26 protein-coding genes and 1 tRNA gene are annotated in these 26,232 nt (G+C 34.7%); 16 read left to right on the top strand and 11 right to left on the bottom strand.

Going from position 1 to position 26,232, the window contains the following annotated elements; genetic code table 11:
• The first annotated feature begins 18 nt into the window (after positions 1–18).
• Both queG and bioB read left to right on the top strand, forming a co-directional pair.
• Positions 19–1,107, top strand: a complete 1,089-nt coding sequence (gene queG / locus EG365_RS16450) for a tRNA epoxyqueuosine(34) reductase QueG (RefSeq protein ID WP_000204462.1) — start codon at positions 19–21, stop codon at positions 1,105–1,107.
• Between the two features lie 99 nt (positions 1,108–1,206).
• Positions 1,207–2,196, top strand: a complete 990-nt coding sequence (bioB, locus tag EG365_RS16445; protein ID WP_000175360.1) for a biotin synthase BioB — start codon at positions 1,207–1,209, stop codon at positions 2,194–2,196.
• Between the two features lie 46 nt (positions 2,197–2,242).
• On the opposite strand, the gene EG365_RS16440 is transcribed toward bioB, so the two are convergent.
• The gene (locus EG365_RS16440) at positions 2,243–2,455 is read right to left on the bottom strand and encodes a hypothetical protein (protein WP_000030991.1); all 213 of its coding nucleotides are present in this window, start codon (positions 2,453–2,455) and stop codon (positions 2,243–2,245) included.
• A gap of 63 nt (positions 2,456–2,518) precedes the next feature.
• Positions 2,519–2,869: a hypothetical protein gene (locus tag EG365_RS16435; RefSeq protein ID WP_001061891.1), complete on the bottom strand. Its 351-nt coding sequence runs from the start codon at positions 2,867–2,869 to the stop codon at positions 2,519–2,521.
• Between the two features lie 445 nt (positions 2,870–3,314).
• Between EG365_RS16435 and EG365_RS16430 the strand changes: the two genes are divergently transcribed.
• From EG365_RS16430 to EG365_RS16405, 5 genes are all read left to right on the top strand, one after another.
• Positions 3,315–3,851, top strand: coding sequence for a fimbrial protein (locus EG365_RS16430; protein ID WP_000713424.1), 537 nt, complete (start codon positions 3,315–3,317; stop codon positions 3,849–3,851).
• Positions 3,852–3,921: 70 nt separating this feature from the next.
• Positions 3,922–4,662, top strand: a complete 741-nt coding sequence (locus tag EG365_RS16425) for a molecular chaperone (RefSeq protein WP_000898893.1) — start codon at positions 3,922–3,924, stop codon at positions 4,660–4,662.
• Positions 4,663–4,713: 51 nt separating this feature from the next.
• Entirely contained in the window at positions 4,714–7,251 is a 2,538-nt protein-coding gene (locus tag EG365_RS16420) for a fimbria/pilus outer membrane usher protein (RefSeq protein ID WP_002016582.1), read from the top strand.
• On the top strand, positions 7,248–8,267 hold the full coding sequence (locus EG365_RS16415) for a fimbrial protein (RefSeq protein ID WP_000738470.1): 1,020 nt from the start codon (positions 7,248–7,250) through the stop codon (positions 8,265–8,267). Before EG365_RS16420 ends, EG365_RS16415 begins: the two co-directional genes overlap by 4 nt.
• 576 nt (positions 8,268–8,843) lie before the next feature.
• The gene (locus EG365_RS16405; RefSeq protein ID WP_000905607.1) at positions 8,844–9,023 is read left to right on the top strand and encodes a hypothetical protein; all 180 of its coding nucleotides are present in this window, start codon (positions 8,844–8,846) and stop codon (positions 9,021–9,023) included.
• A 39-nt stretch (positions 9,024–9,062) separates the two neighbouring features.
• Here the strand turns inward: EG365_RS16405 and EG365_RS16400 are convergent, their stop codons facing one another.
• Positions 9,063–9,914: a LysR family transcriptional regulator gene (locus EG365_RS16400; RefSeq protein ID WP_000568098.1), complete on the bottom strand. Its 852-nt coding sequence runs from the start codon at positions 9,912–9,914 to the stop codon at positions 9,063–9,065.
• A gap of 94 nt (positions 9,915–10,008) precedes the next feature.
• Here EG365_RS16400 and EG365_RS16395 point away from each other — a divergent pair, with 94 nt between their 5' ends.
• The 3 genes from EG365_RS16395 (at position 10,009) to EG365_RS16385 (ending at position 13,183) form a co-directional block, all read left to right on the top strand.
• A complete protein-coding gene (locus EG365_RS16395) occupies positions 10,009–10,938 on the top strand; it encodes a DMT family transporter (protein ID WP_001043478.1) in 930 nt (309 codons plus the stop codon).
• 112 nt (positions 10,939–11,050) lie between these two features.
• A complete protein-coding gene (locus EG365_RS16390; RefSeq protein ID WP_001046931.1) occupies positions 11,051–11,515 on the top strand; it encodes a hypothetical protein in 465 nt (154 codons plus the stop codon).
• A 252-nt stretch (positions 11,516–11,767) separates the two neighbouring features.
• Positions 11,768–13,183 carry a purine-cytosine permease family protein gene (locus EG365_RS16385; RefSeq protein ID WP_000378374.1) on the top strand — a complete coding sequence of 472 codons (1,416 nt, stop codon included), beginning with the start codon at positions 11,768–11,770 and terminating at the stop codon, positions 13,181–13,183.
• Between the two features lie 57 nt (positions 13,184–13,240).
• On the opposite strand, the gene EG365_RS16380 is transcribed toward EG365_RS16385, so the two are convergent.
• Positions 13,241–13,678, bottom strand: coding sequence for a PACE efflux transporter (locus EG365_RS16380; protein WP_001161759.1), 438 nt, complete (start codon positions 13,676–13,678; stop codon positions 13,241–13,243).
• An 89-nt stretch (positions 13,679–13,767) separates the two neighbouring features.
• On the opposite strand from EG365_RS16380, the gene EG365_RS16375 reads away from it, so the two are divergent.
• Positions 13,768–14,667, top strand: a complete 900-nt coding sequence (locus tag EG365_RS16375) for a LysR family transcriptional regulator (RefSeq protein WP_001010554.1) — start codon at positions 13,768–13,770, stop codon at positions 14,665–14,667.
• A 584-nt stretch (positions 14,668–15,251) separates the two neighbouring features.
• Here the strand turns inward: EG365_RS16375 and EG365_RS16370 are convergent.
• Positions 15,252–16,484 carry an integrase family protein gene (locus EG365_RS16370; RefSeq protein WP_000108020.1) on the bottom strand — a complete coding sequence of 411 codons (1,233 nt, stop codon included), beginning with the start codon at positions 16,482–16,484 and terminating at the stop codon, positions 15,252–15,254.
• Between the two features lie 157 nt (positions 16,485–16,641).
• Between EG365_RS16370 and EG365_RS16365 the strand changes: the two genes are divergently transcribed.
• Positions 16,642–16,718, top strand: a tRNA-Ile gene (locus tag EG365_RS16365).
• 197 nt (positions 16,719–16,915) lie between these two features.
• Here the strand turns inward: EG365_RS16365 and EG365_RS16360 are convergent.
• Positions 16,916–17,779 carry a hypothetical protein gene (locus tag EG365_RS16360; RefSeq protein ID WP_001124728.1) on the bottom strand — a complete coding sequence of 288 codons (864 nt, stop codon included), beginning with the start codon at positions 17,777–17,779 and terminating at the stop codon, positions 16,916–16,918.
• Positions 17,780–18,053: 274 nt separating this feature from the next.
• Here EG365_RS16360 and EG365_RS16355 point away from each other — a divergent pair, with 274 nt between their 5' ends.
• The 3 genes from EG365_RS16355 (at position 18,054) to EG365_RS16345 (ending at position 20,257) form a co-directional block, all read left to right on the top strand.
• Positions 18,054–18,614, top strand: coding sequence for a TetR/AcrR family transcriptional regulator (locus EG365_RS16355; RefSeq protein ID WP_000037157.1), 561 nt, complete (start codon positions 18,054–18,056; stop codon positions 18,612–18,614).
• A 185-nt stretch (positions 18,615–18,799) separates the two neighbouring features.
• On the top strand, positions 18,800–19,345 hold the full coding sequence (locus EG365_RS16350; protein WP_000713973.1) for a 1-acyl-sn-glycerol-3-phosphate acyltransferase: 546 nt from the start codon (positions 18,800–18,802) through the stop codon (positions 19,343–19,345).
• A gap of 162 nt (positions 19,346–19,507) precedes the next feature.
• Complete coding sequence (locus EG365_RS16345) at positions 19,508–20,257, top strand: YebC/PmpR family DNA-binding transcriptional regulator (RefSeq protein ID WP_000907230.1); 750 nt, start codon at positions 19,508–19,510, stop codon at positions 20,255–20,257.
• A 30-nt stretch (positions 20,258–20,287) separates the two neighbouring features.
• Here EG365_RS16345 and EG365_RS16340 read toward each other — a convergent pair whose 3' ends face one another.
• On the bottom strand, positions 20,288–20,758 hold the full coding sequence (locus EG365_RS16340; protein ID WP_000418050.1) for an Lrp/AsnC family transcriptional regulator: 471 nt from the start codon (positions 20,756–20,758) through the stop codon (positions 20,288–20,290).
• Positions 20,759–21,103: 345 nt separating this feature from the next.
• Here EG365_RS16340 and EG365_RS16335 point away from each other — a divergent pair, with 345 nt between their 5' ends.
• Positions 21,104–22,420 carry a DcaP family trimeric outer membrane transporter gene (locus tag EG365_RS16335; RefSeq protein WP_185767446.1) on the top strand — a complete coding sequence of 439 codons (1,317 nt, stop codon included), beginning with the start codon at positions 21,104–21,106 and terminating at the stop codon, positions 22,418–22,420.
• A gap of 51 nt (positions 22,421–22,471) precedes the next feature.
• On the opposite strand, the gene EG365_RS16330 is transcribed toward EG365_RS16335, so the two are convergent.
• The 4 genes from EG365_RS16330 to EG365_RS16315 all read right to left on the bottom strand — a co-directional run bounded on the left by EG365_RS16330 (position 22,472) and on the right by EG365_RS16315 (position 25,739).
• Entirely contained in the window at positions 22,472–23,215 is a 744-nt protein-coding gene (locus EG365_RS16330; protein ID WP_001132006.1) for an amino acid ABC transporter ATP-binding protein, read from the bottom strand.
• Positions 23,216–23,228: 13 nt separating this feature from the next.
• On the bottom strand, positions 23,229–23,906 hold the full coding sequence (locus EG365_RS16325) for an amino acid ABC transporter permease (RefSeq protein ID WP_000347804.1): 678 nt from the start codon (positions 23,904–23,906) through the stop codon (positions 23,229–23,231).
• A 2-nt stretch (positions 23,907–23,908) separates the two neighbouring features.
• Complete coding sequence (locus EG365_RS16320; protein ID WP_000110649.1) at positions 23,909–24,751, bottom strand: amino acid ABC transporter permease; 843 nt, start codon at positions 24,749–24,751, stop codon at positions 23,909–23,911.
• A 94-nt stretch (positions 24,752–24,845) separates the two neighbouring features.
• Positions 24,846–25,739 (bottom strand): amino acid ABC transporter substrate-binding protein, encoded by an 894-nt coding sequence (locus EG365_RS16315; protein WP_000830363.1) that lies wholly within the window; start codon positions 25,737–25,739, stop codon positions 24,846–24,848.
• Between the last annotated feature and the right edge of the window lie 493 nt (positions 25,740–26,232).

Genomic DNA, 26,232 nt, shown 5'->3' with positions numbered 1-26,232 from the left:
TCTTGCATTTTTCGGTTTATGACATCTTCCAACACATCACGCATTGCAGTGCAACAAATTGATCCACATGAATTAAAAGCATGGATCAAAGCTCAAGCATTAGACTTGGGTTTTGCTGATTGTGTCATTGCCAAACCAGATGCTCAAGAGCAAATGCCACGTTTTTTAGAATACCTTGAACGTGGTTATCATGCAGATATGACCTATTTAGAAGAAAATCTGGAAAAGCGAGCAGATCCAACTTTATTGGTGCCTGGAACAAAAAGTATTATTTGCGTACGTATGAATTATTTGGTGGAATCACCAAAACCACGATATGTACCCTTCGAACCAAACTCTGCGATTATTGCCCGTTATGCTCGTGGTCGTGATTACCATAAGGTGATGCGTGGCAGATTAAAAACGTTAGCCACACGTATCCGTGAAAAAGTGGGAGATTTTGAATCCCGCCCTTTTGCAGACTCGGCACCTATTTTTGAGAAATCATTAGCTGAAAGTGCTGGAATGGGCTGGACAGGTAAGCATACTTTACTCATTCATAAAAAGTCGGGTTCATTCTTTGTCTTAGGTGAACTATTTACATCACTCGACTTACCTTTTGATGAACCTGCTACTTCTCACTGCGGTTCTTGTAGTGCGTGTATTGATATTTGCCCGACACAAGCGATTGTCGAACCTTATATGTTAGATGCTAGACGCTGTATTGCTTATCTCACCATCGAATATAAAGGAATCATTGCAGAAGAATTACGTGCAGGCATTGGTAACCGGATATTTGGTTGTGATGACTGCCAATTAATTTGCCCGTGGAATAGTTTTGCTAAAACAGCATCTATTCCCGATTTCAATCCTAGACATGGTTTAGATAATATTAGTTTGCTTGATATTTGGCAGTGGGACGAAGCTACTTTTTTAGCCAATACAGAAGGCAGCCCAATACGACGTACAGGTTATCAATCCTTCAAACGTAATATCGCTATCGGTTTAGGCAACGCACCGTACTCAAAAGAAATTGTAGATCAGCTAAACAAAGGCAAAAGTTTACATGACGAAATCGTCAATGTGCATATTGATTGGGCAATTGAACAGCAACTTAATCAACTTTAGCTATCAAATTAAAAAAATGATGTTTTTTGCCCTATAGCTTTAATACGAATTCTGTATGATTATGTACAGTGAATTAATGCCATCATCATGGATATGACAATGACTCTACGTAATGATTGGACTCGTGAAGAAATCCAAGCTCTATATGAACAACCTTTTTTGGATTTAGTTTTTAAGGCTCAACAAGTACACCGTGAGCACTTCACTGCCAATACAATTCAGGTCAGCACCCTTTTATCTATTAAAACGGGTAAATGTCCTGAAGATTGCAAATATTGCTCTCAATCTGCACATTACGATTCAAAATTAGAAGCAGAAAAACGTATTGCTGTTGAAAAAGTAATTAGCGAAGCAAAAGCTGCAAAAGATTCAGGTTCATCTCGTTTTTGTATGGGTGCTGCTTGGCGTAACCCTCATGAGCGTGATATGCCTTATGTTTTAGAAATGGTACGTGAAGTTAAAGCATTAGGTATGGAAACCTGTATGACTTTAGGTATGCTTAATCAATCACAAGCAGAACGCCTAAAAGATGCTGGTTTAGACTATTACAACCATAACCTTGATACTTCTCGCGAGTATTATTCCCACATCATCAGCACACGTACTTTTGATGACCGTTTGAATACTTTAGATTATGTACGTCAAGCTGGTATGAAAGTATGTAGTGGCGGTATTGTTGGTTTAGGTGAAAGCCGTGAAGATCGCATTGGTTTGTTACATGAATTAGCAACCTTGCCTATTCATCCAGAATCTGTGCCAATCAACATGCTTGTTCCAATTGAAGGTACACCATTAGCTGATGTTGAAAAACTAGATGTTATTGAATGGATTCGTACTATTGCGGTAGCACGTATTATTATGCCGCATAGTTATATTCGTTTATCTGCTGGTCGTGAATCTTTAAGTGACTCAGATCAAGCTTTAGCATTTATGGCGGGTGCAAATTCTCTGTTCTCTGGTGATAAATTACTTACGACGCCAAATGCAGGTGAAGGTAAAGACCAAGCATTATTTAATAAACTAGGGTTAACAGCTGAAAAGCCAAAACCAACTGTTTCTGATTTATCAGTTGATGCGATGAGTGCTTAACCTCAGCAAAAACTGAAAAGCCCTGATCATTCAGGGCTTTTTTCATTTATACAGAAGTGACTAATATGCCATAAGTAGCATTCAGAAAGGTTCCAACTCGAATAATATCCCTACCTGCCGCATGGGTAACCGATAACTCTTGGCTCAATACATCAAAGTGAAAAGATTCAAAAACATCTTGATGGTGTAAGAGCCAAGTCACTGTATCTGCTATATTATCATCTGCAATATAAGTTAAGGCTTTAAAGTCTTTACTCATAAATAACTCTTAAAAATAAATTTTATGAATTCTATATGAGTTCATTCTACCTTAAAAGAAAATCTAAGCAGCCTTCGGATTCACTAATGAACGCCCCGACAATAAGCTTGTTAACGCTTTAGGTGAAAACTCTAAAGAAAGTACATGATTCTTTAAATTGATTGAGTGGCTACTAATCAATGGTAAAAGCCCCTCTTCTGTTTCTAAAACATACTCATCCGCAATGTTTAGAATACCTTCTAGATTTGTTGTGCTAGAGGCTAGATCGTGGCTAAAGACATCATAAATTGTTTGTAAATTAAACGTCGTGTTCTGTTCAGTAGGATGTTTGAGTAAATAGTCTTTTAAAAACAAGACTAATTTATGAGCAAAGAAAAAATAATTCGGTTTATACGTGTATTTCATGTTGTTCATGGAACCAAACTCCAGATGATCTTTTATTGAATTACAACTAAAACACTAGGAATTAAACCTTAAAATTTTCTTAAAAAAATAAATATATTTACACGATATATAAAAATTAATTTTAATAATGAAAATCAACTAGTTAATTTATCCAAAAATATATAATTTATATAAAATTACAATAAAAAAATCAATTCTTAAAAATTAAAAAACTTAAATGAAAATTATTATCAAATTAATTTAAATAAAATAATTTCATGATATTTTACCATATGGTATAAATTAAAATAAAAACCGCATTTATCAATAAAAAATAACCAATCAAAATACATAAAAATATAATGTTATTCTTGTTTTTTACTTGAAAGGTGCTATATTTCCACCGCATTACTTGATCAGAATAAAAGCACTGAAGAGTAATAAAGCGATATTTATTGAATATTTTGGGGATTTTATGAAAAAATTTATTTTTATTGCGGCTAGCTCTCTTTTTAATATTGCAGCAGCACAAGCAGCTGATGGTACGATCACTATTAATGGTTTAGTAACTGATAATACGTGTACGATTGATACTGGTGATAAAAATCTCACTGTAAATTTACCAACAGTATCATCTCAATCTTTGAAAAATGCGGGCGATGTTGCTGGTCGTACACCTTTTCAAATCAATTTAACGAATTGTGCTTCAGTTGGTAAAGTCGCGACTTATTTTGAACCAGGCGCAACAGTTGATTTTAATACTGGTCGACTATTGAACCAAGCTACCTCTGGTGCAGCTGCCAATGTCAACATCCAATTATTGGGTAGCAACAATGCAGTAATTCCTGTAATTGCGAAAGGTGCTTCTGGTGCACAAGATAACTCACAATGGGTAAATGTTTCTGCTGGAGGGAATGCCGATCTTAATTATTATGCTGAATATTATGCAACTGGAGCATCTACAGCAGGTACTGTAACGTCACAAGTGAAATACACGATTATTTATCAATAAATTAAAACCAGCTTCTATTTTTAAATAGAAGCTATATCTCATCTATTATTTATTATTGAGAATATGACTCATGCTTTTTCGTGGTCGTAAATTTTTTTGGGGAATGGCTTGTCTTCAAGCATTAATTGCTACTACAGGGCATGCCGAAATAGTACTTCATGGTACACGTGTAATCTATCCATCAGATGCTCGAGAAGTAAACTTACAACTCAGCAATAACGGTACAGCGCCTTCCTTGGTTCAAGCTTGGATTGATGATGGAAACGCTAAATCAACTCCCGATGAAGCGAATGTCCCTTTTATCATTACACCACCTATTTCAAGAGTAGAACCCTCTAAAGGGCAAACTTTACGAATTACTGCACTACCTAATGCTTCTCAATTAAACCAAAATAAAGAAAGTGTATTTTGGCTTAATGTATTAGATATACCACCAAGGCCGGAAGGTAAAAAACAAGAAAATAATGAAGTATTAACCAATAATTTTCTTCAATTAGCGATACGTTCACGAATTAAGTTCTTTTATCGACCAGTAAGTCTAAAAGAAAATATTAATACATTAAGTGAAAAAATTCAGTGGGTAAAAAATGGTGAAAACTTGCTTATTAAAAACCCTACTCCCTTTTACATTACAATAAGCTCAATTTTTCAAGAAATAAATCATCAAAAAACAGATTTATTAAAACAGGGTTTAATGCTTTCTCCTTTTTCAGAAGATCAAATAAAACTTAAAAATAGCAATATAACAAATATGAGCTTTGTTTATATAAATGATTATGGTGGAAGAATTGAACAAGTAATAAGGTTCTAAGCTTACCTACTTTTTAATTTAAACACCTACTCATGAACAGGCATAAAGACGATGTCAGAATGGTTCATATCCAGTATATGCTTTAAAAAGCGCACTACATATTATTTAGTATTGAGTCTCGCAATTAATATTCCCTTAACTGTATATGCATCAGACAATATGAATAGGGAAAATATTTTAAAAGCTGACTTTGATACTAATTTTTTAGTGGGAAATGCACAGAAAATTGATATTGGTCGATTTAAGTACGGCAATCCTATTTTACCGGGTGAATATAGTCTTGACGTCTATATTAATGGGCAGTGGTTAGGAAAACGAAAGTTTGTTTTTAAAAGTACTCGTTCGAATGAGAATGCAAAGACCTGTTTTACCCCAGATATGCTTTTAGAATATGGAGTTAAACCAGAAATTCTTCATCATGAAGTAAGTAGTACCTTTACCTGTAATGACTTGGACAAGTGGGTTAACGATGCTTTTTATCAATTTGATACTTCTCGTCTGAGACTTGATATTTCAATACCACAAGTTGCTTTACAAAAGAATGCTCAAGGGTATGTCGACCCACGTTTATGGGACCGCGGTATAAATGCAGCTTTTTTTGCATACAATGCTTCTGCCTATCGTATTGTAAATAATAACCATGAAACAAATCATGCGTTTATGGGTACAAATGTTGGTCTAAATCTCTATGATTGGCAATTACGCCATACTGGGCAGTGGAAATGGCAAGATCATAATGAAATACAAGAAAAGGTTTCTTCCTACACATCAAATAATACATATGCCCAAAAGGCTTTTCCCAAGCTCAATAGTGTTGTTACTTTAGGTGATTATTTTACCAATAATAATTTTTTTGATGCCCTACCTTATCGTGGGATTAACATATCAAGTGATGACCGCATGCTTCCTAACAGTATGCTCGGATATGCTCCCCAAATTCGAGGTTATGCCAAAACCAATGCAAAAGTAGAGGTACGTCAGCAAGGAAATTTAATTTATCAAACGACTGTTACACCCGGAAGTTTTGAAATTAATGATCTTTATCCCACAGGCTTCGGTGGCGAATTACAAGTCTCTATATATGAAACAAATGGAGAAATTCAAAAGTTTTCTATTCCTTATGCTTCTGTCGTTGAGATGCTACGACCTAAAATGAGCCGATATTCTTTTACTTTGGGACAGTTTAGAGATGCCAATATCAATCTAAAACCATGGCTAGTGCAAGGTAAATATCAAAGAGGTATCAATAACTATTTAACAAGCTATACAGGCTTTCAGGCAACTGAAAACTACCAGTCTTTTTTAATAGGTAGCGCATTTGCAACCCCAATCGGTGCAATTTCATTTGATGCAACTCAGTCATCAGCTGAGTTCGAACAAAAGCCCACCCTTAAAGGACGAAGTTATCGTTTAAGTTTTAACCGACTATTTACTCCAACCAACACCAATTTAACTTTAGCTACGTATAGATATTCCACAGAAAATTATTTGAAATTACGCGATTCAATTTTAATTCGAGACTTGCAACAACAAGATATTGATAGCTTTTCCGTGGGGAAACAAAAAAGTGAATTTCAGATCACATTAAACCAAGGCCTTCCAAATCAATGGGGTAATTTTTATTTAGTAGGCTCGTGGATTAATTATTGGAACCAGCCTAATCGTAATCAACAATTCCAATTTGGATATAGTAATCAATTTAAAGATCTGACTTACAGTATTTCTGCAATTACTCATGAGTTTGACCAAGAAAATCAAAATTCTGGTCACGAAACGCAATATTTGTTGTCTTTATCTTTTCCACTTCAATTTAAAAAAAATACCGTTAATTTTAATAGTTCTATTTCAGAAGATAGCCGAACTTTAGGAATGAGTGGTTATATCGGAAACCGCTTTGATTATGGCTCATCAATTTCATATCAAGATCAAGGGCAAACAAGCCTAAATATTAATGGCACCTACCGTACTAACTATACAACTATAGGCGCTTCTTTTGGTCAGTCCGATACATACCAACAAGAAATGATCAATTTAAATGGAAGCTTGGTCGCTCACTCACAAGGTATTTTATTTGGCCCAGACCAAGTACAGACCATGGTATTGGTATATGCGCCTCAAGCGACTGGTGCTCGAGTCGGCAATATCTCTGGTCTAAGCATTAATAAACAAGGTTATGCTGTCATTCCTTATGTAACCCCCTATCGCTTAAATGACATTAGCCTTGACCCTCAAGGGATGCCATCAACTGTTGAACTTACGGAAACAAGTCATCGTATTGCCCCATATGCAGGATCGATCACTAAAGTTAACTTTTCAACAAAAACGGGATATGCAGTTTTTATTAGCACCCAAACACCTAATGGCGGCCATTTGCCATTTGCAGCACAAGTTTTTAATCAAAACAATGAAATAGTCGGAATGGTAGCCCAAGGTAGCCGGATTTATTTACGTACTCCCCTAACTCAAGATCATCTTTATGTGAAATGGGGACAAAGTAATAGTGAAGAATGTCAACTTGATTATGACATTCAATCAAAAATCTTACAGGAAAAACAATTAATTATTATGACAGAGGCAGTCTGCAAATGAAAAAAATGCTTATAAAGAGCGGTTTACTCATTACTAGTTTTTTTATTTATAACCAAACCTATGCCAACTGTACTTTAAGCAAGGGCTTTACCACAGTCGATATTCCAATGACGATTGGGACTATTGTAGTACGCCCGACCGATCCAATCGGAACAGTTCTCCAAAAGAATACTTTTACTATTTCACCCAATAATTCTACTGCAACTTGCAACCGTGCCAGTGACCAAATTACAGCGGCACTTCCATTAAACTATCCTGTTAGCTCGATTGGAAATAATGTGTATGCAACCAATATTCCGGGTATAGGTATTCGACTTTATAGAGAGGCATTCGACTCTACAGATTTTTCTGGATATTACCCTTATAAACGCAGCTTGACTCCTAATACAACATATACGCTTTCACCAGGATATTTTGTTATGGAAGTGATTAAAACTGCTGCAACTACAGGTTCAGGTGCATTAGTTGCTGGTCGTTACAGTACCTATTATGTAACAGGACAACAAAATCGCCCTTTCTTAACAACTACAGTATTGAGCAGCTCCCCTATTCTTATTGCATCATCTTCTTGTGAAATTCAAAACGGCATAGATACGGTTGTTCAGCTTCCCACTGTGATGAAGTCAGGTTTTAGAGCCATTGGATCAACTCAAGGTGAGAAAAACTTTAATTTATCGATTCTTTGTAATGGTGGGGAAAATAACTCAGGTGTACCAACGAGTAATACACTGAGTTTAAGTTTTGACTACATTTCTGACACTTCAAATAGTCAGGTTATTAATAACAGTGCTGCTGACTCAACTAAAGCGAACGGAGTTGGTGTTGAATTGTTATGGAATATGAATGGCGCGAACAATCCTATTCGAAAAGGAAACAAACTAGATATTGGTACAGTAAGTTCTAACCAGACAGTACAGTACGATATTCCTTTAACGGCGCGTTATTATCAAACTGCTTCGAATGTAACAGCCGGTGAAGTCAAAGCTAATGCAACAGTAACGATCCAATATGATTAGCATTTCTTATAAACGCTAGAGCTTAGTAGTAAGTAGTAGGCTTTATAGAATGAATAATTTTTAATTAATACTAAAAAAGTCAAATGATCACACACATTATTTTTTAAATTTTACTAATAAATAAATTAAAAAAATGCTCATAAGCGAAAAAAGCTAATGAGCATTAGTGATAACCACTTAACCTGAAATACAAATTGTGGGAAATAGATCACAATTTGCATGACTATAATTTCAAAATTTAGCTTAAATATCAAGTCTTTTTTTTAACAAAAGTTTGATAAATTTATTTAACCCATTAATTTTAAATAAAAATAAGTTAAAAATAAAGTTTACGATTTTCATTTTACAGGCTTTCTAAAGAATTATCATTCTATTAATTCAAAAAACATAAATTTTATATATACGAATGTATAGTAAAATTAAAAAGTGCTCAAATAGGAGGGTTTAGTTAAAAGTAAATATTATGTAATTCGATAAATTATAAAGCTTTACATAACCTATAAGAAAAAAAACAAACACATATCTGGAAATATTTTTCAATTACAGCCTAACTTCAAGTTTTTATTACAAAACCACATGCTCATTATTTGGAAAATATTTTGTATTTTATTATTAAGTTTAGGGGCTTTCGGAATTGGTTTAGGTATTAGTTATTTAGATTTTTTCTTATTTTTTATTGGTTTACTTTTTCTGCTGTGTTTTTTTCTAGCCTTAAAGCAAGCAAGAGAAGATGCAGGAAGTTTTCCTGATGAATAAAAATTAATTAAGCTAATTGAAGTCAAGGCTTAAGCAATATTAAACACGAAAAGGTTCAAAACAATCTAAAAGAAAATCCATCACTACCCTTACTGCAGGACTACTCCGCAGATCTTCATGAATTACTAACCAAATTTCAGCACTCATTGGGTCATCATCAGGTAATTTTACTAAATGACCTTGCTGGCCTAAAAAATCAGGTAGTACAGCTAAACCAACTGCTCCACAAGTAGCCCGCCATTGAAGCTCAGGATGATTCGTAACCATAACTGGCTCTTTATAATTTAACCGTTGTTTTAGCTTTTGCTGTTTTTGTCCTTGAACTCCACCAACTTCAACGCTAATCCACCCATAGTTTTCTTCTTGTATAGCATCCAAATATTCTTGGGCTGCATATATGCCAAAAGGAACTTCACCAGCTTTACGCGCAATTAGATAATCATCTTTAGGGCGTCCAAAGCGAACTGCGATATCTGCTTCGCGATGCTGTAAGGAGGCATAATGAACATCACCGAGTATTCTCAATTGTAGCTCAGGATATTGACGATAAAACTTACCAAGATGAGGCATTACCAAATGTGCAGCCGTAGCTGGCGGTAGACTTACCGAAACTACTCCACTAATTTCCTGTTGTCCTGCCTGAGCCAGACGTTCAATAGAAAATGTTTCTTCCATCATACGTGTCACGATTTTGGCCAGACGTTCCCCCTCTGAAGTTAAAATATAAGTACGAGGTCTACGGTCCACTAATTTTAGTTTTAAATTATCTTCTAACTGGGCAATTCTTCTTGCAACAGTAGCATGGTCAACACCTAACTTTCTTGCAGCAGCTGAAAGTGTCTTCTCTTCAGAAAAAACTGAAAAGTAATGTAAATTTTCCCAATCAATCATTGTGCAAATTTTCACATCAGAGATGAATTAATATGGAATTGTACACCTTTATGTGATTACTCAGAATAAAGACATTCTTTTTCGGAGCCCAATCATGAATAAATCAATGGTGTATGCCTATACTGGTGTTGTAATCACAATGCTGTTTTGGGGCTCGGCATTTAATGCGATGTCTTATGTGATTCAATATATGCCACCTCTTTCAGCAGCAGCTGAACGTTTTACAATTGCAAGCCTTGGCCTATTTATTCTTTTTACAGCTATAGGAAAGCTACATTGGGTCGCATTACGGCAAAATTTAGCTATCTATCTTATTATTGGAATTATAGGTATTGCCGGTTTTAACCTAGGCTGTTTCTATGGTTTACAAACCACCTCAGCAGTCAATGGCGCTTTAATCATGGCCACAACACCTTTAATTACTTTGCTGTTAACAATTTTACTTGATGGAGAAAAACTGACGCTTAATAAGTCTATTGGTGTTGTATTTGGCTTAAGTGGTGTACTTTTTGTTATTAGTCATGGCCATATTTCAACGCTACTACACTTAAAAATAGCAATCGGTGACTTATTCATCTTACTAGGTGGTGTCAGTTTTTGTTTAGCGAATGTGCTATCACGCCGTTATGTAAAAAATGCTACACCTTTAGAGACCACAACCTTTTCCATGATGTTCGGTGCTTTGACTTTAATCATATTAAGTGTAATTTTTGAGCATCCTTCTCAAGCAATTGCTATGGCGCCTATCACTGCACACTTAGCTATGGGATACGTCATTATTTGTTCTACCATGATTGCTTATTTATTTTGGTTTAATGGTATTCAAAAACTAGGTGCAGGCCGAGCATCAATCTTTTTTAACTTTGTTCCGGTTTTTAGTATGTTAGTTGCCTTGTTAGCTGGTCAATCACTTAATATCTGGCAACTTATAGGCACAGCTTTAGTCATGCTTGGCGTGATGAGTAGTGGAGGATTTATTCAGATTAAACGTCCTGCACTTATAGCTAAGCCTTGCACAAAGTAATGATCACACAAATTCATCTTAATTATTGCGTTGTAACAAAGAATGTATGTTTCTTTAAAACTTAACAAATAGTTGCCATATATAGTTTTAAAACACAACAAGGAGAATTAAGATGAATTTGGATTTTACAACTATCGAAAAACAGGCCAAATTGCTAAAAGAAGAGCAAGAGAAACTAGAACAGCAAGATCATGATTTTCAGTTAGCTTTAGACAAGCATAGAGAATCATTAAAAAATTTATTTAAAGAACTTTTTCATGATCGAGAAATTAAAACAGAAAATGGAGGACAGTTTTGTGTAGTATTTGGTGATTTTAAAATATCTCTACTCATTGAAACAGCCAAATTCGAGAATGGTGTTCCTGTTAAATTAAATTCCGTTAATCCTATTATTGTTAAATTTAAAAAGGATAAGCCCGTTGCAAAAGCCCAATTTTCTGATGCAACCCAATATCTTGATAGTGGTTTTGAAACACCCCACTATCAGTACTATTACAAACACGCTGATAAAACACAATTAGTTCAATTTTCGGAGTTACCTGTATTTTTTCAAGCAATCCTTGATGCAGAAGTCTGATTATCTGCCCTCAATGGAGGGCTTTTTTATAAACTGAATTTACGGATCAAACAGACTCATCTTTATAAAAATAGTCATAACATCAGTTTCGTTTTCTCAACTCATTTTAATTTAAAAACAAAAAAATTTTAAGGTATCAGCTCAAAAAACCATTTGCTTCTTTCTCAAATAACTTGTATATACATGTTTGTATTTGTTTATACATAAATGGATCTAATAATAGAAAAGCTCTTAAAGGATAAGGAGAGTGTTATGGACTCATCAGCTGGGAAACCGAAAAGCGGATTTGTTGAAAACCGAAGTATTGACTTTATTCCTGAAAATGAAAGGCATGGCAGTATATTTGCCCAATTTACGCTTTGGTTCGGGGCCAATTTACAGATTACAGCTATTGTTACAGGTGCATTAGCCGTCGTATTAGGTGGTGATGTATTTTGGTCAATCATTGGCCTCTTTATTGGACAATGCTTTGGTGCTGCCGTCATGGCTTTACACGCAGCTCAAGGTCCAAAACTCGGCCTCCCACAAATGATTTCGAGTCGAGTCCAATTTGGGGTATATGGTGCCTGTATCCCCATCATTCTTGTTTGTCTTATGTATATTGGCTTTACGGCCACTGGTGAGGTACTCGCTGGTAAAGCAATTGCTCATCTAGCACAGGTGAGTAATACAACAGGTATTTTAATCTATGCTTGTTTTATTATTATATTTGCGACAATTGGCTATCGTTTAATTCATTGGGTAGGCAAAGTTGCAAGTGTTATTGGTTTAATTGCTTTTGTTATTATTTTAACTCAAATTTTAGCTCTCTCTAATATTTCAGAATTGCTTGCTGTACGGCATTTTAGCTGGTCATCATTTTTATTAGCAGTTTCTCTTTCTGCTTCTTGGCAAATTTCATTTGGACCTTATGTAGCAGATTATTCTCGTTATCTTCCTACAAAAACATCTTCAACACGCGTATTTTGGGCAGTTGGGCTTGGGTCTTTAATAGGCTCCCAAATTTCAATGATGCTCGGTGTATTTATTGCTCAAGTCTCGAATGGTGGTTTTGTTGGCAATGAAGTTCAGTACGTTGTAGGCATGAATCCAATCGCTCTTGTGATTACTTTTTTATATTTTAGTATTGCATTCGGAAAGGTCACTTTATCTACACTTAATGCTTATGGCAGTTTTATGTGTATTGCGACCATTTGGAACAGTTTTAAGCCAAGTGCTCAAATTTCAAAATTAACGCGACTTACAATTGTTCTTGCAATGGTAATTATCTCAACATTTATTGCAGTTGTAGGTGAACATACTTTTTTAAGCGCATTCAAATCTTTTATTTTGTTTCTTCTTACATTTTTCATTCCTTGGAGTGCAATTAATTTAGTTGATTACTATTTTATTTCTAAAGAAGAATGCGATGTAAATGCCTTATATGACCCAAATGGTAAATATGGCCGCTGGAACACGATTGGAATCGCTTGTTATTGTATTGGTATCTTACTTCAGTTGCCCTTTATTGATAGTAAATTCTATAAAGGACAAATTGCCGAAATGTTGGGTGGAGTCGATTTATCCTGGTTAGTGGGATTGTTATCCACTGCAGTTTTATATTATGTACTTGCCAAAAGAGCTCAAATAAAAATTTCAAAAGCTCTTCAACTTGAACGAGTAAAATAATGTTAAGACGAGATATCAAAGTCTAAAATAATACTTTGATATCTCATTAATATTTTTCTACTGTTGAGCAGTACTTGGTTGTGCAGAGGCAGGCAATCCAAATAACTTATCGAATGTCCAATTAAATATGAACGTATAAATTGGAATGATAATAATAAATGCAACATCTAACCAAAATGCGGCAACAAGAGAAATATTCATCCACCACGCAATAAGCGGAATTAAGAACATTACTAAAGTAATTTGAAATCCGATCGCATGCGCAATTCTTCGTTTAACCGTACGCGACTTACTTTCTTGGCGAGCCTCCCATTTTTCATAAAGAATGTTGTAGATAAAGTTCCACGTTACCGCAATAGTAGTAATCATCACTGAAAGTGGCCCAGTGTGCTCTACACTATCTCCGGCCAAAAGAGCCAAACCTACTGATGAAATCACCATTCCAATAATTTCATATGAAGAAACATAAACAATACGACGTTTTAAACCTTGCATAATCTTTCAACTTTTATTACTTCTTATTATTTTAGTTTCAGCTAAAATCATATATAAAGTTAACAGCTTTCAGTTCTACTGATATCAAAATGAATTTTAATAGTGAAAATATCGAACTTTTCTTAACCGTATTAGATACTGGATCTTTCTCGGCCGCGGCACGTAAGTTAAATCGAGTGCCATCAGCAGTGAGTATGGCAATTGCCAATATTGAAGCAGAACTTGGTTACCACTTATTTGAACGTACACACCGCAAAGTTATTCCTACCGCGGCGGCTTTAGCATTGGAACCTCAAGCCCGTATTATTGCTGAACAGCTTAGGCTATTAGCTACGCATGCTTATGAACTTTCACTTGGTCTTGAAAGTAAATTAAAAATAGGTGTGGTTTCAGATGCGAATACTGAATTACTTTTTAAAGCCATAAAGCAACTAGCAGAGAAGTTTCCCCTTCTTAACCTAGAAATTATTACAGCTCCTCAAGATGATATTCTAAATTTACTTTATACAGAAAATATTAGCCTTTGCCTTGCAGGTTCAAATCTCAATATAAAAATGCGTGAAAGCCTACAATTAGTAATGACAGAAACAGTTATTGCTACGATCTCTGCTCATCATCCGTTTTTAAAAGAACAGAATAAGTTAAACACGATTGAAGAGTTAATTAATATTCGGCAAATTGTGGTCGCAAGTAGTGAGCTGGATATGGAAGACTCACGTTCAATCATTGGAGCAATGTACTGGAAAACGAATAGCTTACAAACAGCAATTAATATGGTCGAAGCTGGCTTAGGATGGGGAAATTTTCCCTTATCTTTGGTAAAAGAAAAGATTGAACAAGGCCACTTAGTTCAATTAGATTTTAAAAATACGAAAAATCATTTGCCTTTATCTATTTATCTCATTTGGCTTCAAGATAAACCGTTATCGAAAGCAGCCAGAGAGCTTGTCCAGATTGTTCAAGCAAACTTATCTCAAACTTGTCATTAAAAAACCGCCATTTAGACGGTTCTTTAGGAGCTATTTAGATTTATTAGACTCTATAACTTTTTCATCATAATGCTTATAACAATAGCCAAACATCGCACCTGCACTGAAGAAAAACATTGCTTTAAACATGATGACACTCCTATGCCTTATTGATTGAAAGTTAAACTTAGCATTTAGCCATGTTTCACTTTGAGTACTATTTAAATCAGTTTTGTTCATAATGAAAAATTACGTGACAATCTTTTTCAATTTATTAAAAACACTTATTTTGTTGATTTTATTATATTAATTTTCATAAAAAAACGAGAACTCTATGATTAAATTAAAGAAAGCAAAAAGCCTATTCATAATGAATAGGCTTCTTACTGTATTTCAGGACTAAGCAATAATAATAATTATCAAAAATACTCTACTACTGTATAAATTCCAAGTGTTTTAGTCAAGTATAAAATTGATCAATTACAAAAGGTTGTAGAAAATGCGAAACAATCTTCATTCTAGGTTTTATCCATAAAACTTACTTTAAATTTATACTATTTTTGGACCCGTACGGCTTCTATTTCTAGCTTTGAAAGGACAAAATTTTATAGGTTAATATTGATAGATTTAATAAGTTCATCTCGATAGGGACCAAGAATAATTTGCTCAACCTTATTCATTCTATTACGCATATCCTGAGCATGAGCAATATTCTTAACGTCCAGCTTTTCTTCATACTGATCTGTTCTTTTGCTAACTAATGATTTATTAGTTAAATTATTTAACAAAAAATAAAATGTTCTACGTAGATCTTGAAAAGTAAAAGAAAGATTACATTGTTCATTAATTTTTTTTCTAAATTTTGAAATATTAATAATATGACCAGATTCAGATTTTACAGATGGAAAAACCCACTCTCCTTTATTTTGTATTCTTCGTTTTTTCATCAGATACCAAAGAAAGTTTCCCATATAAATTTTATAGTACACATTATTGTATGGATTTATAAAAGACAGAGTTCCTTCCTCTAAATCTATATTTTTCCAATGTAAAGATTCACACTCATTCCTAAAAAGCCCTGTTAATATAAGTGTTAATAAAAAATCCTTATTTGTTTCATTTTCCTGTCCCCTACCTTTATATTCAATAATTGCTTGCACCCACTTGGTTAAATTATCCACATCGATATAGTTTCTTCGAGGTGGGATTTCTTCCCAGAGCTGTTTCTTCTTTAACAAATTAACCGGATTTATCCTTGGTATAATTACTTCACAATTTTTATTTTGATAATACTTAATTGAAAAATGATAGACCGCTCTAAGTACACGCATAGATAAATTAGCTTTTGCATAACTATACTGAGATAACTGAATATACTTTTCTTCAATCATCTGTTCAGTAATATCAATCAGTTTAAGTTCACTTAAGTCTATTAAATATTTTTCTATAACTTCTTTATAGTCGGCTAATGTCCTTTCTTTTAACTCGTGGTGATTTATATATACTTGGAAAGCTTCTTTGAGATAAGGCTGGTCAATTTTCTCATTTAAACTATTTTTTAATATTTTATTATTTTTAATGCTTAAAGAGTTTGAGTCAGTTAACTCTTTTAACTTCTGCTGTGCAAGTATACGGGCGTCTTCAAGAGTAATTTTTTCGTAATCCCCTAATTTACAACGAATTGATTTCCCTTTTACTTTCTTTTCCACAATGTAAGTTTTATAAGAGTTATTTACACGAATAGCAAAGCCAATAATCTCACTGTCACGATAAATAGCCGGTGTGAGTTCAAGTTGATCGATAAATGACTTAGTTAGCTTTACTCGTGAAGTGCTCATAAGCTAGAATCCCTATCGCTTGTGATAATTAACAATATAGCAAAATATTTTTCAGGTCTACTGCTGCTACTTTTGAAAAATACTTGTGTTTAATAAAAAAATTGATTAGTATTGCAGGCACTGAAAAGCCTTGAGATTAAAAGCTTTTCTCATTATAGGGCCTATAGCTCAGTCGGTTAGAGCAGCGGACTCATAATCCGTTGGTCCACAGTTCGAGTCTGTGTGGGCCCACCAAATACAAACCCCAAAAACTTTAAGTTTTTGGGGTTTTTTAACTTTAGATATTTTTAAAATATAGCCAAATATCACTTCATTATTCAAAAATTGTTCAATTAAACATTAAAAGCCTTTTCCAATTTCCGTATTATTGAACATTCCTTTTCAACCTTTAGGACTGTTATAAATGTTTGAATTGATTATTTGACCTGTTCTTAAGCTAAATTTTGTTTCAGGATTGATTTTGAGCTTTCTATTTGAACATCCCAAAACTTTTCCCATAAATCACAATATTCGAGGCATAGGTTTTCTAAATAAGTGTAGTCTTCTTCTGTACAAGCTTGCATTAAAATAAACCATAGATCTTCTTCATGATCGTCATCTGCTGCCTCAGCAGTTTCATCTTCAGATACTCCATGCACATGGTAATAGCCACCACCCTCCACCGCTATACCTACAGCACTGGTTGCTTTTCGTAAAGGTGGACTGTACAAAATAACTTCTTCTTCAGCTACAGCTAATAAAGCAGAAACGGCTTTATAGTCTTTATAGGAATTTTCTAGAAACTCTCTCAGCTGATGTGCAATTTCTGTTGGTTGATAACTCCGGCGCTCTTCCTCCGTCACTCCAAAATCATCAAGGACATCTTCAAATAAAGGATAATGTGCATATTCTGGGTTACCTTGATAATAACCGTCTTTGTCGGTCCCAGGTCGAAACCCAAACTCATCAAATATATTAAGACTCAAAAGACAGCGCGGAAACATCTTTGCACCTGCATGCAACCTAGGTTCTAACTGCTTTGTCTGGTATTGAGCCATTAATAAAGCGTCTGTAAATGTTTGTACGATTGCATGGCGATACTCTAAATGAATACGCTTTAAGTTTTCTTTATTAATTTCACCGTTATTTAAAGTTTCTATTGCAGGATGATGAGATACTGGATGTTTCGCAATCTTGGCTCTTAATTGAGTTAAAAAATTAAGATTTTTGTCCCAAAGTTCAGCTGAAATGCTTTGTTTCATCCCTGCAAGTGCTTTTTTCCTAGGATTATTAAAGTCCTCAAATTTTTTAGGCATAATCCACTCTCATTAAACTTATTAATTTTTTAAATTTCCGTATTCTGTTTTTAAAACAAATAGTTAAGATAAAAATAAGACTCTTTTGTTGAAAATTCATATTAGAATTAAAATTCTACTAAATCAAATAGAATATTTAAAAAATTTAAAAATAATCTTGAGTAGCTTTTATAATATTCGCTTGAATAAAATTATGTTTTTGATTATGATTAATTTGATTAAAATTTTAAAATCTATATCAAGTAATAATTAGTTTCAATTATATGGAAATGTAATGTCAAAAAAAGAAGATATTATAAATACTGCTTTAGAACTTTTTAACCAAATTGGTTACAATGCTACAGGGGTAGACAAAATTATTGCTGACTCAAATGTAGCCAAGATGACTTTCTACAAATATTTTCCATCGAAAGAAAGTTTAATCATGGAGTGCCTACATCATCGAAATATTAATATACAAAATTCAATTTATGAAAAATTAAGCTTACATCCAGATGTGAGTCCAATTGATAAAATACATCTAATTTTTAATTGGTATATTGACTGGGTTAATAGTGAGAATTTTAATGGTTGCCTATTCAAAAAGGCTTTTATTGAAGTGTCTAAACAATACACCTCAATTCGTGAACCATTTCAAGAATATACAAACTGGCTTATAAATTTATTAAATAGTTTATTAGTAGAGCTAGATATTAAAGACCCTACTCCACTTACTCATATCATCATTTCAATTATTGATGGTATTATTATTGATGGGACAATTGATAAAGATCTGATTGATCCCTCTAAGAAATGGCAATATATTGAGTACTTGATTAAAACTGAAAATCCTTAATACTTTTAATATATACAATAATATTTTAAAAATTCAATTATATATTTTTCTATTATAAAATTAGAATATAATATTTAAAAATATTTTTAAATTAAAATAAATAAAATTTGTTTGGAAGATAATTTTCTACCTTTTTAGACAAACTCATATTAGAATTCTGCAACCTTATTGTCTCCCACATCTCTATGAAAAAGTTTTTAGGCAATTCTATCTTCAAAGCAGTTGGTTGGACCTATGATGCAGATCCTACCATTCTTGAGAAAAAACAAGTTATTATCGGTTTTGAACATACTTCTAACCTTGATGCGATCTTATCAATCGCTTTGTTTCAAATATTAGATTTAAAAATTCATACACTAATAAAAAAAGAACTTTTCAAAGGTCCAATGAAGCCTATTCTTGAAAAGCTAGGTGGCATTCCCGTAGACCGAAAAGCAAGCAAAGATATCGTCTCTCAAATGGTTGAAAAATTCCAAAGTAGCGATACATTCAATCTAGTGATTGCACCTGAAGCAACGCGTGCCAAAGATGGATCGGAACGCAAACCTATTCGAACCGGTTTTTGGCATATTGCTAAGGCAGCAAATGTTCCAATTGTACTGATGTATGCAAATGCAAGAACCAAAAAAGGCGGTATTTTAGGTAAGATTTATCCTACGGATTTACAGAAAGATCTTGAAACGATTAAAGAACTTTATGCGCAATATGATATTGATGTGAAAATTAACTAGCTAACTCTCTCATGAAGTTTGAGCCTATATTTTTATGTAAATTTAGGCTCTCTGAGCTTATTTAATTGGCTAACAAAACGTAAGGCAACAGTTTTCAAGAAAACCATGCCTATGCTAATATTCTGTCACTTTTGCATTTTTTAATTTTTGGAGTTCACTTCCATGGCGGGTCATTCTAAATGGGCCAATATTAAGCATCGTAAAGCGAAACAAGATGCCAGTCGCGGTAAAGTTTTTACTAAATATATTCGTGAAATTGTCACTGCTGCAAAACTTGGTGGTGCAGATCCTGCCAGTAACCCTCGCCTTCGTGCCGTTGTCGAAAAAGCGCTTTCTGTCAACATGACACGAGATACCATTAACCGTGCAATTCAACGCGGTGTGGGTGGTGAAGATAATGATGATTTAAAAGAAGTAACCTACGAAGGTTATGGTGTAGGTGGTGTTGCTGTTCTTGTTGAAACAATGACAGACAACCTGAACCGTACAGTTCCAGATGTTCGCCATTGTTTCAGCAAAACTAATGGTAACTTAGGTACCGCAGGTTCTGTTGCTTACCTATTTACCAAACGTGGTGAGATTACTTTTGACGATGTTTCTTTAGAAGATAAGATCATGGACGTTGCTTTAGAAGCTGGTGCAGAAGATATTGAAGTTTCAGAAGATGAAATTTTAGTAATCACTTCTCCAGAGACTTTTGGTGAGGTTCAAGATGCTCTTGCAGCTGCTGGTTTAAAATCAGACAATGCTGAAGTAGTGATGAGCCCTTCTACTAAAGCAGAAATCACTGATATTGATCAAGCTAAACAAGTAATGAAACTCATTGATATGCTTGAAGATCTAGACGATGTACAAAACGTTTATACAAACGTTGAGTTTAGTGATGAAGTTTTAGCGCAACTTGATGCCTAAGACGAGAAAACGCACCAAATGGTGCGTTTTTTATACTTTATTTAATAAGTTATAACAGTTAAATACATTGTATTCTTTAATGACAAAGCTCGAATGCAGAGCAACGACATTATCAATTTTACCAATCCGTCTTAATAAAATTTCGCTGTAGTCGTCCATATTACGTGCAACTAATTCAAGAATAAAATCGGCGCTTTGACCAGTCACCAAAAAAGCATTTGTTACTTCAGGAATGGCTTCAATTTCAGAAAGAAATTTATCAAATGTCTCACTATCATGCTTGCTTAAAGAGACTTGTAGCAAAATATGCAAAGTAAAACCCAATTTGCTAAAGTTAATTTCTCTTTTGAGTTGCCCCATGATATTAGCTTCAATCAAGTGTTTAATTCGGCGATGAACAGAACTAACTGAAAGATTAATCCGTTCTGAAAGCTCATTCAAATTCAGGTCTTCATGAGACAAAATTTCCAGAATTTGTTTATCAAAACGGTCTAACTCCATTCTTTGCTCCAATTAACACGCTTTATAAATTACAGTATATCCTAAAGCTAAGCCTACTTTGGAAATCAAATATCATTAAAAGAGAGAATTAAGCTTTACCACCCTCTTAACTTAACTTTTGCTTGTTAACTGTGCAGTAGTATAGCGTTCATAGCGCATTTTCAATTACTTATAGCCTATAACTCTTCAATGATTTAATTAGTATATGAATAAAAGCATATTTAATTTTTAAAAATCTTATAATTTCTTAATTAAAATCAATGAGTTTAAACAATTTTAAAAAGTTGGCACTCTTTTTGTTATGCACATATTGGAAATCTTTTATATCCAATGTGGGGAATGCCTGTGAAAAATATCAAAACATTAATTCTTGCAATGAGCACTATCAGCTTAACCGCTGTAGTTATGCCAGCTCATGCTGCTACTGATGCAGAAGTAGATGCTTTACGCAAAGAAGTTAGTGAGTTAAAGCAACTGGTCCAGCAATTATCAAATCAGCAAAAAGCGGTAACTGTAGTAAATACTCCAAAAGTGCCGTCAACTACAATTGCAGCAAGCTCACCCGTTCCTCAGAGCAAACCGGGTTGGATGCAAATGCCTGATGGCCAAACGCAAGTCAAGCTTTATGGGAATGTCCGTGTAGATGCAACCTATGACTTTAAAGGGTCAAATGGCAGCATTTCAAATGGTGCTAACTACCCTTTAAATAAAGATGACCCAAGACAGGACTCATTAAATGTATCTGCAGCGACTACACGCATTGGGTTAGATCTTACTCGACCTACACAATACGGCGATTTAACAGGCAAAATTGAAGCCGATTTTATGGGAGGCAATGGCGATAATGGCAGTGGAACTTTCCGTGTACGCCATGCCTATATGTCTTTAGGCAAATGGTTAGCTGGTCAAACCACTTCACCTTTCGTCAATACAGATACTTCTCCGGAAACACTAGACTTTACCGGTGCAGTAGGTACAGGAACCACACGTACTGTACAGGTTCGCTATACTCAACCAATTAATGCTCAACAAAAAATATTAGTTGCCTTAGAAGGTGGTGATGTTGAAAAAGTGAGTAATGCTGCTGGAGGAAGCCGTTTCCCTGCTCTAACAACTCGTTATGATTTCAAAACCGCAGATAATAAAGGCTTATTACAGCTTCATGGTCTTGCCCATGAAAATCGAGTAGCGCCTAAAAATAGTTCATCTGAAGAAAAATTTGGCTGGGGTGTAGGCATCGGTGGCAAGTACGATATCACGCCTCAGGATAGTGTCGTTGCCAACTATTATCATGTTAAAGGTGATGGCCGCTATTTATCTTATAGCAACTCTGCATATGCATACGATACAACTACTCAAGATATCAACTTAGGTGAATTTGATAGTGCGGTGATCGGCTACCAACGGAAATGGAGCCCTATTCTCCGCTCTACTTTCGCAATAGGTGGTATTCAATATAAAGATGATAACGTCTATGCAAATAGCAATTTAACCAATACTAGCTATAACAAAGAAATTTATAACGCTTTGGTCAACTTAATCTGGAATCCGGTTAAAAATATTGATTTAGGTGCAGAATATACTTACGGCCAGCGTGAAACTTTTGCAGGTGATAAAGGTGATTACTCACGCATAAATTTATTAGCAAAATATAATTTCTAAAATTTAGTTGTAAAAAAAAGAGCCACTCATGGCTCTTTTTTATTGTCACAATTAGTGCATTGCCTGAATTTTTTCCAAGAAAATTTTAGCGCGCTCATGACGTGCCTCTAAATTATCAAAGAATTCATGGGTTGGGCAATCTTCAAGAATTTTACCTTCATCCATAAAAATTAAACGGTTAGATACGCGTTTTGCAAAGCCCATTTCATGTGTTACACACATCATGGTCATACCTTCATGAGCAAGTTGCACCATCACTTCAAGAACCTCGCCTACCATTTCTGGGTCGAGTGCCGAAGTAGGTTCATCAAACAACATACAGATTGGGTCCATTGATAAGCCACGGGCAATAGCAACACGCTGTTGCTGACCACCAGAAAGTTGCCCTGGAAATTTATCCTTATGGGCAAGCAGACCTACACGTTCTAAATATTTAAGACCTTTTTCACGCGCTTCAGCAACTGAACGTTTTAAAACTTTTACTTGGGCAATGGTTAAATTTTCCAAAACAGTCATGTGAGGAAAAAGTTCAAAATGCTGGAACACCATTCCTACCCGAGAACGGAACTTTGCAAGATCAGTTTTCGGATCTTTTAGTGAAACCCCATCAACAATAATGTCGCCTTGCTGAAACGGCTCTAAAGCATTTACAGTTTTGATGAGCGTTGATTTGCCTGAACCGGATGGCCCACAAACAACAACGACATCACCTTTTTCAATACTCGTCGTGCAATCTGTTAAAACCTGAAAATCACCATACCATTTAGAGATATGTTGGATGTCTATCATTGGCATTTAAAATCTCCAATTAGCGAATGATGGCAATTTTTTTCTGCAAACGTTTGACTAATTGCGATAGCACAAACGAGCTACAGAAATACACCACAGCGACGATTAAATAGAATGTTGCTTTCGTTTCAGGACCATAGGTATTAGCCAAAGTATCTGCACGACCTAAGAAGTCTGGTGCACTAATGACATAAACTAATGACACATCCTGAAATAGAATGATGGTTTGAGTAAGTAATACCGGAAGCATATTGCGAAAGGCCTGCGGTAACACCACATAACGCATGGATTGTCCATAGGTAAAACCTAAAGCGTAGCCTGCATTGACTTGCCCTTTTGAAATAGACTGAATACCCGAACGTACAATTTCCGAGAAAAACGCAGCTTCAAAAATGGCAAAAGTCACAACGCTGGAAAATAATGGCCCCCAATACGTATCTGATTGAAACTCAAATATCTTTGGCAACAAGAAATAAAAAATAAAAATAACCTGAATTAATGGGATACCACGGAATAAATCTACATAGAACTTGGCAAAGTTACTTGCAAGGGCGTTGTTGGATAAACGCATCATTGCCAAAGGAGTTCCAATGAGGATGCCCCCCATCATTGCAAGCACGGTTACGGTAAGTGTAAAAATAAATCCTTCTTTTAATGCCGCAATAACATCAGGATTATGCAATAGAGAAAAATCCATAATTATTTTCCTCCCGAGCCTAAACCTGGTACAGCCATGCGTTTTTCAATCCATGCCATTATAAATTTAATGGTGTATGTAATGATTAAATAGACAGGTGTAGACAGAATAAGAATGATAATGTCCTGTGAAGTCTCTTCACGCATGGTTTTGGTATAAGCAAAGAAATTTAAAACACTTAAGGCATATAAAACTGCCGAGTTTTTAAAGACGTTCATTGCTTCTGACGTAATCGTTGGCCATACCGTACGGTACGCAACTGGCAAAATCACATAACGATAACTTTGAGCGGTGGTAAATCCCATAGCTGATGCCGCAAACTTTTGACCACGAGAAACCGTGTTAATTCCTGCTCTAACATGCTCCGAAACACGCGCCGCAGTATAAAGGCCTAAAGCAAAAACACCGATAACAGCGGGTTGTTGATTTAAAATGTTTTTCCACCATCCCCCTGCTACAACATCTCCACTTCCTGCACTTAAACTGTCCGGTAAGAACTCCGGAAAAACAAAAGCCCAGAAGAATAACTGTACAATTAATGGAATATTACGGAATATTTCGACATAGCAGTTGCCGATAAAAGCAAGTGGTTTATTGGGTAAAGTACGAATTACCCCGAGGAGAGAACCTAATAAAAATGCGATAAGAAAGGCTACAATGGCAGTCCAAACCATAGTAAAGACACCAGAACCTAACATTTGTAACCATGTGGGCGCCTCAGCATAGGCATTGTAGCTAGAACTACCAATAACCTTACAAACTGATTCTGCCCATGCGGCTTTATCGACACCATATTCATTAGACTCCGCACAGAATATAGTCCAGTTTAGTGAGCCGACTGACATGTTTGCCCCTTAAATTAATATCTTTAGAAAATAGACCACTTGTGCAAATGAATTTTTACACCTGCACAAGTAAATTTAGGACAAAAAGATCCAGTTAGATTCCTGCATCTGTTGGGTGAGCTTTGAGTTTTTTATAAGATGAACTTTGTTGCATGTTCAAATTAGTATTTTTCGGTGGAATTGGCGATAAGAACCATTTTTTATATAAAGCATCCATTTGACCAGTTTTCCATAAGTTATTTACAGTACGGTCAGCAATTGCTTTAAATTTTGGATCATCTTTTGCAATCATAATGCCATAAGGTTCTGATGAAAGTACTGGACCAACAATTGCAAATGCTTTAGGTGTAGAAGACTTAGCAATTAAGCCTGCTAAAATATTATCATCCATTACAAATGCAGCAGCGCGTCCAGATGCCATCATGGCAAAAGAGTCAGCATGGTCTTTACCATAAATATTTTGTACATTAATTGCTTGGCCTTTTTCATTCATCTTAATGTACTTGTCAGATGTAGTACCTTGAGTAGTAACAACTGCTTTACCATTTAAGTCTGCCAAACTTTTAATACCAGAGTTTGCTTTAACAGCCATGCGTACTTCTGTTGCATAGTAGTTAGTTGAGAAACCCACTTGTTGCTGACGCTGTTTAGAGTTTGTGGTGGTACCACATTCCATATCAATATTGCCCGCTAAAAGCTCAGGAATACGTGTTGATGAAGTTACTGCCTTGTATTCAACTTTTAAACCAGGCATTTTCAATTCTTTTTTAATATCATTTGCAAACTGGTTACAAATGTCGACTGCATAACCTACTGGTTTACCTGCAACAACATATGAAATCGGGTCAGACGATTCTCGATGGCCAATAACGATTTTCCCAGTACTTTTAATTTTAGCTAATGTATCTGCTGCCTGAATTTGAGAAGTAGCACCAACCGTACAAAGCATAACTGTTGAAACAATGAGAGAGGTTGCAGAACGTTTCATAAGAACTCCTTGATGATCATTCCCTCTATTTGTCTACAGAATCATTCATATAGAGAAATAGAGTGATTTATTATTAAATTGCAATTATCGAGCCAACTTTTCCAAGTAGGACACGTCCATTTGCTTCACTTATTATTTATCTGTTTCGCAGAATTAATACCTTTAAAACTGCTCACATGTTTCTACTTTAATCTATGTTTTAATCTTCTGTCTATTATTAAGCTCATCTATTTACACTTAAATGTGGCAATTATTGATTACAATGTAAACACATGCACAATAAAGTGGCTTAAATTTTTCTAAAAACTGTTTTTAGCAAAAGTAACTTTTATCCCAAAAATAAAAGATCAAATTTATTAGTAGCTTATACTTAAGTTGAATAAACAGTAATAAATATTAAATTAAGCATCAAAATAATATACATAAATGTTTTATTAAAAATCATTTATAAAATTGATAGTAATATTTTTTAAGTATCTTTAAAGTTAAAAAA

It is taken from the genome of Acinetobacter sp. FDAARGOS_494, from assembly GCF_003812225.1.
In the GTDB taxonomy this organism is placed as follows: domain Bacteria; phylum Pseudomonadota; class Gammaproteobacteria; order Pseudomonadales; family Moraxellaceae; genus Acinetobacter; species Acinetobacter baumannii.
This window is presented reverse-complemented; position numbering and strand designations above follow the sequence as displayed.